This is a genomic window from Bacillus sp. JJ1562 (assembly GCF_036962705.1).
GTDB lineage: Bacteria > Bacillota > Bacilli > Bacillales > Bacillaceae_L > Ferdinandcohnia.
On sequence record NZ_JBALOQ010000036.1, the window covers coordinates 19,739 to 30,399 of the forward strand.

The following is a 10,661-nucleotide window of genomic DNA, read 5'->3' on the forward strand; positions in this document are numbered from 1 at the left end:
CTAATCTTACAACCTACTAGAGTGGAAATTTGTAATATGTACTGTTTGTAAACCTTTTTTTATAAAAGTACTTTAAAATAGAAAAGCTGTAAACCCATCTTATAAAAAAACTCAAATTATCCAATGGTGTGGATAATTTGAGTTGATTTATTAATTGGTTACTTATTTTCGGGTTGAAGCTTCATGAAGAACGGATAATTCACGCTCAAGTTTTGAGATGAGCTCTTTTCCTTCCGGCCCCTCTATTAATCCTAACCTTACTGCAAAATCTATTTCCCTAGATAATCCGAACATCTGCGTATCAAGTACTTCTTCATAAAGTGGACATTGAGGCATTGTTAAATTATCCATTTGAACTTTAATAAGTTTTAATATCTTTTCAGCATCTGCTTGTAGTAATGACAATGCTTTTTCACGATGATTCACCGAAATCTCTGAAGTCAATTTATAACCCCTCCGTTCAGAAGCGATACCTAATCCTATCTTTAAATATTAACCTGTATACAGTAAAATTGCAAGAATAAATAGACAAGGCTATTACTCTTTTAATTGGATTTCATTAACAATTAGCCCTTTTACTTAGACATTAAAAGAGGTGATACTTTCTATTACGTTTCAAAACCTCTATAATATGAATGAAAGGAATGATGTAGGGATGAACTCAATTATAATGATTGAAGGAAAGACAAAGTTTAAAATTACCCTTGACCCTAGTGTGTGGATTTTTGATGATCGTAGAGTAGATTTACTTACATATTTTGAATCAGATCAAAGCATTGAGGAAGATTTAAGCGAATACACAAAATCGATTTCAAAGCATTGGGATAGAGAAATCCGTGAAGGTGCAGTTTATCCCCCTACTTTAAAGACAGAGAAAAAGTTTTTAAAGGAAAAAGCATTAACTGGTACATTCGGAATCCCTATAAGGGATTTTATAAAAAATGCAGAACCATTTGAGGAAGCTGCTAAATTAAAAATCGTTCAAAAAGATCAAGAACAAATTATTCCACTTAGTGAAGCACATGATGCCATTCTTGGGTTTTCAAAAGATGGTAAGCCTTTACGTGAAGATGGTCCTGTCCATTTTTATTTCGGAGATGGCTCAAATCGTGAAAATCCTATAAAAAATATTACAAGTTTTATCATCGAATAATATGAAATTGAGCCTGTCACTGACTCTTTTATAAAGAATCGGCGCGACAGGCTTCATTTTTTTCAAAGAAGATCTGCAGCTAATTGGGCAAGACCTGACCTTTCTCCTTTTACTAATCGAATATGTCCGGCAATTTTTTGGTCCTTAAACTTTTCTACCACATATGTTAATCCATTATTATATTCATCCAAGTATGGATGGTCAATTTGTTCGGTATCCCCCATAAACACAATTTTACTCTTTTCTCCTACTCTAGTAAGTATCGTTTTTACTTCATGCTTGGTTAAATTTTGCGCTTCATCAATGATGATAAATTGCTCAGGTATACTTCTACCTCTGATATAGGTCAGTGCCTCAACCTCGATTGAGCCCATTCCTGCTAAAATGGCATCTAATTCACCAGGCTTTTTCGTATTGAATAAATATTCTAGATTATCAAAGATTGGCTGCATCCACGGCCTAAGCTTTTCCTGTTTTTCGCCAGGTAGGAACCCGATATCTTTTCCTACTGGGACAATTGGGCGGGCGACTAACAGTTTTTTATACTTCCCTAAATCTTCTGTTTGCATGAGTCCAGCGGCAAGTGCTAACAATGTTTTACCAGTTCCAGCCTTACCTATTAATGTCACCAATGGAATGTCATCTCTTAGTAACAGCTCAAATGCCATTGTTTGCTGTACATTTCTTGGTTTAATACCCCAAATATGATCCAGTTTAAATTGAAGCTTCTTTACCACTTTACCTGTCTTATCGACAATCCCGATAGCAGATGAGGAACCTCCTAATGCATCTTTTAATAAAATAAATTGATTCGGATAAAATGGGTGATGGACTAACTCCGTTACGTGAAGCTCCCCTTTTTCATAAAAGAGGTCAAGAAGGTTACGGTTTATATGAATTTCGAGAAACCCCGAATATATATGATCAACCTCAACAACACGATCACTTAGAAAATCTTCCGATTGCAATCCTAATGCATCGGCTTTTACACGTACCAATGCATCCTTACTAATTAAAATCACCTGTTTCCCATTTTCTTTTGATTCTTCCTCTAATGAAAGATTCTTGGCGACCGCTAAAATACGGTTATCATTTGTTTTTTCAACAAAGATTTCTTGTAGTTCATGGAAGGATCTGTGGTTTAGCTCAATCCTTAGGCTACCACCAGTTTCAAGCTGTATTTTTTCATGTAGCTTCCCTGCTTGCCGCAAATTATCGATGAGCTTTGAAACCTGCCTCGCATTTCTACCTATTTCATCCATATAACGTTTTTTTGAGTCTACCTCTTCTAAGACTACTGCGGGTATAACAACTTCATTATCTTCAAATGAAAATATTGCTCTTGGATCTTGCAGTAATACATTCGTGTCTAATACATAAATTTTCCCCAAAATCACGCCTCCTACTCAAGTGGGTTTCAATTTTTTGTTTTAGGAGTGAAACAGGTTAATCAAGTGGTACGAGAATTTTTTTATTATATTATATTAGTCAATCCCATATTTGTTCGTGTGAGGACGACCAATGATAAAAATATATGTATGGATGAATAAAGATAGAAGAATAATTGAACAATAAAAAAAGAAAACACATTGAACGATGGGAGGCAAAACGGTGAGATATATTTATATCCTTCTGTTCTCAAGTATTTTATTTATGGTTTCTGGTTGTGGTGCTAACAATAATGCTGGAGAAGATGTAAACGATACTCGTGTAAAGGTTCAAAATACAGTCGATCAAAATGTCGACAGAAAAACAGGACAAGAAATCGCGAGCCATCTTGTCGAACTTGCAAGCAGTGTCCCTAAGGTGAATGATGCAACAGCAGTTGTACTAGGTAAGTTTGCAATCGTTGGAATTGATGTAGATTCCAAGTTGGAACGTTCAAGAGTACAAACGATTAAATATTCCGTTGCTGAGAGTTTACAGCATGACCCTTATGGTGCAAATGCAATTGTAATCGCTGATGCGGATACATTTGAACGCTTGAAGCAAATGAGGAAACAAATTGCAGATGGAAGACCTGTAACAGGTGTCTTGGATGAGTTAGCACAAATTGTTGGTAGACTAGTCCCTGATGTACCTAGTGATTTAATTGACAATGATAATACAGAACCGACAAAAACAAATGATAAACAGCTTAATAGAAAAGATCAACAAATAATTGATAAAGAACAGCAGGATCAATCAAACGATAAAATGGGTAATAGATAAGCACAGTGCGAGAAAAACAAAATGTTTTTCTCGCACTGTTTTTTTGTTGGATTTTGCAATTGAATTAATTTTTATAGTCCCCTAAAAAGACAAACTTTGTCAGAAAAGTAAATTATGTTGTATAATGATAAAAATAGATACTGATAACACTTGAGGGGTTCTTAAAAATGAAAGTAAAATGTGTAATCTGCGATAAAATAGAAGACATTGAGGATGAATCAAGTTTAGCCAAACGACTGAGAAATCGTCCAATACATACATATATGTGCCATGATTGCCACGACCGTATCGAAACTAGGACACAAGAACGAATCGCAACAAATAAATTCAGACTGTACCGTAAAAAGAAAACAGACGACGATTGGTGGTAAAAAGAAAAGTGCAAGCGCCTTGAAGTGGAACATCGACTAACTACTGCCATGTCCTGTGGCAAACGTCGATGTCAGCACTTCCTCGAAAATGCAATGCATTTTCTTCTTGTCCTGTGCAAGTCTGACAAGCACAACACGAGCCAACGAGAAGGTTGCTCTTTGACCTTCTTGATGGATTGGATTGTGGCCTCGAGGAGCTATGCGCTGGAACTAGAAATCATACAAAAAAGCCGAGCATACCCGCTCGGCTTTTTATTTTATTCGTAATTCTGATATCTCTCCGGATGTTCCTGAATTTGATCGTGCATGATATCAATCAAATCGATCGGGAACCTTGTGCTCTTTTCTTCCCCATCTATCTTATACTTCACAAGATACATGACATCATCTTTTTGAATTTCAATATCTCTAAGCTTAAACTCATTGACTAAAATATCCTCAAAAAGATCAAATGTTTCTTTTGCTGCTTTATCATCAGGTCTTGCTTCAGCCACAACTTTAATCGTTAACCAATTATAAATTGCATCCTGCAAGGATTTCATCAGATTACCTCCTACGCTTCACTTTTCTTTGTTTGGTGAAGGCGAATTTTATAAATAATTAAAATAGCAGCGGTAATCGCTAATCCTTCCGCAATCGGTAGGAATGCACCTAAAAACGTTAAAATTGTGCAGCCTAGGGCAAGACATAAATAAATCACAATATTTTTTAACAATGGCAGTTTTTTTGCAAATCCTAAACGAAATACCATTATCGTTAGGAGTAAGATTACAACGTACAATATATTTGCTCCAACATTTGGAGTTGTCGAACTATAAATTGTTTTTGCAATCGGCCACATGTGTTCATAGACGTCCATTTCATTCATACCCTCTTTCTCACACTTTCCTATCATTAAAGTATCAGAAAGGGACAAGGTTCACAACCTTATTGATTCACTTCAGCAAGTTTTTTTCGTTTTGCTGCTTTTTCGCGTTCATTTTTATCAAGAACCTTTTTACGTAAACGGATGGATTCTGGCGTAACCTCACAATACTCATCATCATTTAAGTATTCGAGTGATTCTTCTAATGACATAATGCGTGGCTTTTTCATCGTTGTCGTTTGATCCTTGTTCGCTGAACGCATATTGGTCATTTGTTTCATTTTAACAATATTAACAGTTAAGTCATTTTCACGAGTATGTTCACCCACAATCATACCTTCATAAACATCAGTACCAGGCTCAACAAAAATCGTACCACGGTCTTCTACACCCATAATTCCGTATTGAGATGCTTTACCTGATTCCATTGATACAAGTACACCTTGTCTACGTCCACCAACATTTCCTGAAGCCATTGGTTTATAGCTATCAAAGGTATGATTTAGGATACCGAAACCTCTTGTTAAAGTTAAAAATTCAGTTGTGTAGCCGATAAGTCCACGTGCAGGCACCATGAAAATAAGTCGAACTTGACCATTACCATTGTTAATCATGTCTAACATTTCGCCTTTACGTGCACCAATTGACTCCATGATAGCACCTGTATGTTCTTCAGGTACATCAATTTGAACACGCTCAACTGGCTCACAACGAACTCCATCGATTTCTCTTACAATAACTTGTGGCTTAGATACTTGAAGCTCGAAGCCTTCACGGCGCATATTTTCAATTAAAATGGATAGGTGAAGCTCTCCACGACCAGAAACAATCCATGCATCTGGAGAATCTGTATTATCTACGCGCAAGCTTACATCGGTTTGAAGCTGTGCACGGAGACGCTCCTCAATTTTACGAGCTGTTATATATTTACCTTCACGTCCTGCAAATGGGCTATTATTCACTACAAACGTCATTTGTAATGTCGGCTCATCAATATGAAGAATTGGCAAAGCATCTTGGTGTTCTATTGGACATACTGTTTCACCAACATTGATATCCTCCATACCTGATACAGCAATAAGATCTCCCGCTTTTGCTTCCTGGATTTCAATCCGTTTTAATCCTGAGAAGCCAAAGATTTTTGTAACGCGGAATTGTTTCACACTTCCATCTAATTTCATTAAAGCAACTTGCTGTCCAACATGCATAGTTCCTCTGAATACTCGTCCAATCCCAATTCTTCCAACATAATCGTTATAATCAAGTAATGCTACTTGGAATTGTAATGGTTCTTCACTATTATCAATTGGAGCAGGGATGTTTTCAATGATACAGTCGAATAATGCTTCCATGTTCTCATCCTGTTGATGTGGATCTGTACTTGCTGTTCCATTGAGTGCTGAAGCATAGACGACAGGAAACTCTAATTGTTCTTCAGATGCATCTAGCTCGATAAATAAGTCGATTACTTCATCTATAACTTCCTCTGGGCGTGCAAAGTCACGGTCAATTTTATTTACAACTACGATTGGTCTAAGATTTTGCTCTAATGCTTTTTTCAACACAAAACGAGTTTGTGGCATACAGCCTTCATAAGCATCAACGACTAATAATACACCATCAACCATTTTCATAATACGTTCAACTTCTCCGCCGAAGTCAGCGTGTCCTGGAGTATCCATAATATTAATACGGGTATCTTTATAATTAATTGCTGTATTTTTGGCAAGAATGGTGATACCACGTTCACGCTCAATGTCATTAGAGTCCATTACACGTTCGTCAACGTGCTCATTGGAACGGAATGTACCTGATTGATGAAGCATTGTATCAACAAGTGTTGTTTTACCATGGTCTACGTGGGCGATTATTGCTATATTTCTTAAGTCATTACGTGTTGTCACGATTTCACATCTCCTATTATCAAATTAAGGATTTAATTAGTTTTTACATTTTTTTACTTTCAAAAAGAACCGGAACTAAAATATTATATACCAAAGAGTAGAAATAATACATATTTATCTGTAAAATAATTATGGAAAGGGGCCAATTACAATGAAAAACGTGAATATTCCAATGCTTCTCTATGCGATTGCAACAGCAGTCTGTATTATGCTTATTGGTGTATCGATTGCTGAAAAAAGTCTGTTAGGTATTATTCTGTCTATTATTGCAGTAATTATTGTAACAGGTTTAGGATTTACGACAAAGAAAAAAATGCGTGAGAATGGCAGAATCTAATTCTGCATTTTCACGCTTTATTTTTTATTTTCTTTTTAAAAATTTCGTGAAAATCTCTTTATGTAGATTTGGTCTTGCGACAAAAACACTATTCTCCTTTAAAAAGTCTAATGATTCCCCATCGAGCGTAGTGATAACTCCGCCTACCTCATTTAAAAGAACAACCCCCGCAGCAAAGTCCCAAGGTGATAGACGCATTGTGATGTATACATCGATTCTGCCGGTTACGATATATGCCATTTCCAGTGCTGCTGAGCCATAAGAACGAGTGCCACGAACAGCATTGACAATCGGAATTAAAATTTTAGGATCAATTCGTTTATTTTCGGTAACCCATGTAGCATTTATTGCAACAATTGCTTTCTCAAGAGGTACCTCCCCTAATGGTTCAATTTTTGTAGAGTTTAAATAAGCACCCTGGCCTTTGCGTGCGTGATAAAGTTCATCATGTACGACATCGTATATCAGTCCAATTTGCCCTACTCCATTCTCATACACTGCAACCGAAATCGCAAAATTACGCTGTTGATGAACAAAATTCATAGTGCCATCAATTGGATCAATTATCCATGTAATACCTTCTAATGATTGAATTTTATCTCCGGAACCTTCCTCTCCAAGAATTTGGTGTGTAGGAAACGTTCCTTGGATTTTTTCAATAAAAAATTGTTCAGTTTCTTTATCCATATTTGTGACGAGATCATCAGGATTTGATTTTGCCTCAACTACAAGCTGGACTTGAAACGAATCTCTTATACGTTCTCCCGCTTCCCTTATCCATTGTTTTGCGAAATTCTCTATTTCATCCCAATTTACCATAGTTAGTACCTCACTTTTTTTATCTCAACGGATAGTATACGCTAAGTATCACTCTTTAAAAGCTTACTTTACTTATTTACAGAAATGCAAGCAATAAGGAAAGCGAACCAACTTGGGTTCGCCATCTTATGATTATGCCTCTAGTTTTATTATTTCATGACTTAATTTTGTTAACTTCTTTTTGCATTCTGCCTTTTTCAAATCATCATTTTCAATTATCGCATCATAAAGGGTTGCCAATTCATAATCTACTTCTAAACGTAACACCGCCAAGCGTTTCTCTCCGTCTTTACGTTTTAAATCATTTATCACTTGTTTCAATTTTCCGCACCCCTTTCTTCTATTTCAATCATTCACTTTCCCTTTTGACTATTCCCACTTGTTACTACTATCTTATGAAAAAACTGGAGCATTGTAACAAATATGTGCGTATACCTAGATAAGCCTTAAGTTAAATTCAAGCAGTCTAGTTCAGTATTTCTTATGTTTTTGTTAGAATATCAATAGGAATATCAATAGGAGGATACATAAAATGACTTTTACAGGGTTTACAAAAGAAGACTTTGATGTGTTTACAATAGATGGACTTGAAAATCGAATGGACGCCTTAATTACACATATTCGACCAAAATTAGAGGATTTAGGGAATCATTTTGCACCTACACTCTCAAGTCTTACAGGAGACGAAATGTTTGCTCATGTGGCAAAACATGCGAGAAGGACAATCAATCCACCTAAAGATACTTGGGTTGCTTTTGCAAATAATAAGCGGGGCTATAAAATGCTACCTCATTTTCAAATCGGATTGTGGAATACTCATCTTTTTGTTTGGTTTGCTGTGATTTATGAGGCACCGATTAAAGCCGAGTTTGGGAATATTTTAATGAAGCAATCGAAAAAAATTAGAGAAAGTATCCCTAACCATTATCTGTGGTCAGTCGATCATACAAAACCAGAAACACTTATCCATCAAGAGTTAAACGATCAAGAACTTAAATCGATGTTCACACGACTTCAAACTGTCAAAAAGGCTGAAATACTTTGTGGAATAAACATTCCTCGAGACGAAGTAATGGATATGAAAGCTGAAGAACTGGTACGAGTAATTGATGGAACTTTCAGAAAGTTATTACCATTATACCAGTTAGCGCAAAAAAGTTCAAAGTAGACTTTCGATTTAAATTCATTTTTCGACAAGCTTACAACGGAAAAAGGATATCCTATTCATAATAAGACATCCTTCCTTTTAATCAAATGCGCCATGGCGTATTTGCGCCCAGATTTTTTAGGCCCACACGATGTGAAGACATCAGGACGAGGCGTCCTTAGTCTTTGATCTTAAGCGAGATACAGTGAAACTTCAATCTGTGGACGTATTTCGCCACAGATTGTTAGTTGAACCAATCGGGCAATTACTGGTAGTTGCCCTCCATGAGGTCTTAGTACCAGTTAATGCGGGAAAATTTCCCTTTAAAAATCTCATGTCTCCGCCGGAGGCTTTAACTTTATTCAGATGGGATTTAAGCCCCATCTGAATAAGTTACATTTTGATTTTTTCCATATTTTCTTTTGCTTTTTGGATAACACGGTATGCAGAATAACCACTTGTTTCTTCGAATTCCCCACAAACCTGTTTTTCCTCAGATTTACTTGGAACAATTTCTTTAAAGCGTTTATATGCCTGCATCATTCGTTCTCTTGAAATTCCCTTCTCGTATGCTTTTTCAACACATTCGAAAAAGGCAATCACATCTACTACTTCATCTGTGCTCCAATCCAACGAAACAGGATATTGATAATCCAACTACCTCACCTCTATTTACTCCATTTACTCCTGATTTGCTCTGCCTCATTAATCATTCGCTCAAACAGTTCAGCAACTGTTGGTTCATCTTTAATGAGGCCCATGACTTGACCCGCCCAAGCAAATCCACTATCTAATTTTCCATCATAAATATAGCTCATATTAGCTTGACCACTTATGTATTCCTTTAATCCTTCATAACCGCTGTTTGCTTCTTCTAACTGAAGTATTTTAGTGGTCCATTCATTTGAAATCGCTCGACCTGGTGCTCCAAGTGATCGTTTAATTACGACTGTATCATTTTCAGTTCCTTTAATCAATGCTTCCTTATAGCCTTGATGGGCATGAACACATTCTTTTGTGGCAATAAATCGTGTTCCCATTTCGATTCCTTCAGCTCCTAAGCTTAATGCTGCCATTAAGCCACGAGCATCACCAATCCCACCTGAAGCAATAACTGGAATGGATACGGCATCGACAACCTGTGGAATAAGAACCATTGTTCCGATATCCTGTCTGCCAAGGTGCCCTCCACCTTCTTGGCCAACAACCATCACAGCATCTGCCCCTAGCTCTTCGGCTTTTTGCGCTTGTCTTCTTGCAGCAACAAGAACTAGTTTCTTTGTATTAACACCTTTTAATTGTTCAAAAATCGGAGCGGGGTTTCCACCAGTCATTGTAATTACCGCCACTTCTTCCTCGATAGCTACTTCAAGCATGTCTGAAAATGGCCTTCCATGTTGTCCGATTGCATAGTTAACCCCGAACGGGTTTTTTGTTAGCTCTTTTACTTTTTTAATTTCATTGCGAAGTTCATCTGGTGTATTAAGTGACATTGCTGTAATTTGACCAAGGCCACCTGCATTTGAAACTGCTGCTGCAAGCTCGGAATAAGCTAAATATGCAAGTCCTCCCTGAATGATTGGATATTTAATACCTAATAAAGTAGACACCTTTGTTTCCCAATTCATTATACTCCCACCTTTCAATTAAATCATTTCGAGATGATATTCCGAAACTCCTCTATTTTATGTTTTTATCAGCAAAGTTTTAACAGTCGAATCATATACGCCTTTGCGTATTTGCGCCCGATTTTTAGCCCACAGGAAGTAGGTCATAAAGACGAAGACATCAGGAAGTGGCGTACTTAGACTTTGATCTTACTGCTCGAAAATATTCCTTTGAAAAATCGTGGCA

Annotated in this window: 14 protein-coding genes; 5 read left to right on the forward strand and 9 right to left on the reverse strand. The window is 36.7% G+C overall.

All coding sequences use genetic code 11. The features are described 5' to 3' along the window. Positions 1–162: 162 nt before the first annotated feature. Complete coding sequence (locus V7097_RS19860) at positions 163–444, reverse strand: YlaN family protein (protein ID WP_335705386.1); 282 nt, start codon at positions 442–444, stop codon at positions 163–165. A 211-nt stretch (positions 445–655) separates the two neighbouring features. Here V7097_RS19860 and V7097_RS19865 point away from each other — a divergent pair, with 211 nt between their 5' ends. After that, positions 656–1,153, forward strand: coding sequence for a peptidyl-prolyl cis-trans isomerase (locus V7097_RS19865; protein WP_335705387.1), 498 nt, complete (start codon positions 656–658; stop codon positions 1,151–1,153). 62 nt (positions 1,154–1,215) lie between these two features. Here V7097_RS19865 and V7097_RS19870 read toward each other — a convergent pair whose 3' ends face one another. Further along, positions 1,216–2,544 (reverse strand): PhoH family protein, encoded by a 1,329-nt coding sequence (locus tag V7097_RS19870; RefSeq protein ID WP_335705388.1) that lies wholly within the window; start codon positions 2,542–2,544, stop codon positions 1,216–1,218. A 205-nt stretch (positions 2,545–2,749) separates the two neighbouring features. Here V7097_RS19870 and V7097_RS19875 point away from each other — a divergent pair, with 205 nt between their 5' ends. Then, a complete protein-coding gene (locus tag V7097_RS19875) occupies positions 2,750–3,364 on the forward strand; it encodes a YhcN/YlaJ family sporulation lipoprotein (protein ID WP_335705389.1) in 615 nt (204 codons plus the stop codon). Between the two features lie 167 nt (positions 3,365–3,531). Continuing rightward, the gene (locus V7097_RS19880) at positions 3,532–3,735 is read left to right on the forward strand and encodes a YlaI family protein (protein ID WP_335705390.1); all 204 of its coding nucleotides are present in this window, start codon (positions 3,532–3,534) and stop codon (positions 3,733–3,735) included. Between the two features lie 257 nt (positions 3,736–3,992). On the opposite strand, the gene V7097_RS19885 is transcribed toward V7097_RS19880, so the two are convergent. From V7097_RS19885 to typA, 3 genes are all read right to left on the reverse strand, one after another. Then, the gene (locus tag V7097_RS19885; protein WP_335705391.1) at positions 3,993–4,277 is read right to left on the reverse strand and encodes a hypothetical protein; all 285 of its coding nucleotides are present in this window, start codon (positions 4,275–4,277) and stop codon (positions 3,993–3,995) included. Between the two features lie 11 nt (positions 4,278–4,288). Next, positions 4,289–4,594: a YlaH-like family protein gene (locus V7097_RS19890; protein ID WP_438824260.1), complete on the reverse strand. Its 306-nt coding sequence runs from the start codon at positions 4,592–4,594 to the stop codon at positions 4,289–4,291. A 68-nt stretch (positions 4,595–4,662) separates the two neighbouring features. Continuing rightward, complete coding sequence (typA, locus tag V7097_RS19895; protein WP_335705392.1) at positions 4,663–6,504, reverse strand: translational GTPase TypA; 1,842 nt, start codon at positions 6,502–6,504, stop codon at positions 4,663–4,665. A gap of 151 nt (positions 6,505–6,655) precedes the next feature. Here typA and V7097_RS19900 point away from each other — a divergent pair, with 151 nt between their 5' ends. Further along, positions 6,656–6,841 (forward strand): YlaF family protein, encoded by a 186-nt coding sequence (locus V7097_RS19900; RefSeq protein ID WP_335705393.1) that lies wholly within the window; start codon positions 6,656–6,658, stop codon positions 6,839–6,841. Positions 6,842–6,865: 24 nt separating this feature from the next. Here the strand turns inward: V7097_RS19900 and V7097_RS19905 are convergent, their stop codons facing one another. Both V7097_RS19905 and V7097_RS19910 read right to left on the reverse strand, forming a co-directional pair. Further along, on the reverse strand, positions 6,866–7,660 hold the full coding sequence (locus V7097_RS19905) for an inositol monophosphatase family protein (RefSeq protein ID WP_335705394.1): 795 nt from the start codon (positions 7,658–7,660) through the stop codon (positions 6,866–6,868). A 132-nt stretch (positions 7,661–7,792) separates the two neighbouring features. Continuing rightward, positions 7,793–7,981 carry a hypothetical protein gene (locus V7097_RS19910; RefSeq protein ID WP_335705395.1) on the reverse strand — a complete coding sequence of 63 codons (189 nt, stop codon included), beginning with the start codon at positions 7,979–7,981 and terminating at the stop codon, positions 7,793–7,795. A gap of 211 nt (positions 7,982–8,192) precedes the next feature. Between V7097_RS19910 and V7097_RS19915 the strand changes: the two genes are divergently transcribed. Next, positions 8,193–8,828: a YktB family protein gene (locus V7097_RS19915; protein ID WP_335705396.1), complete on the forward strand. Its 636-nt coding sequence runs from the start codon at positions 8,193–8,195 to the stop codon at positions 8,826–8,828. A 372-nt stretch (positions 8,829–9,200) separates the two neighbouring features. Here the strand turns inward: V7097_RS19915 and V7097_RS19920 are convergent, their stop codons facing one another. Both V7097_RS19920 and V7097_RS19925 read right to left on the reverse strand, forming a co-directional pair. Next, positions 9,201–9,464, reverse strand: coding sequence for a UPF0223 family protein (locus V7097_RS19920; RefSeq protein WP_335705397.1), 264 nt, complete (start codon positions 9,462–9,464; stop codon positions 9,201–9,203). Between the two features lie 11 nt (positions 9,465–9,475). Then, positions 9,476–10,435 carry an NAD(P)H-dependent flavin oxidoreductase gene (locus tag V7097_RS19925; protein WP_335705398.1) on the reverse strand — a complete coding sequence of 320 codons (960 nt, stop codon included), beginning with the start codon at positions 10,433–10,435 and terminating at the stop codon, positions 9,476–9,478. Positions 10,436–10,661: the final 226 nt, after the last annotated feature.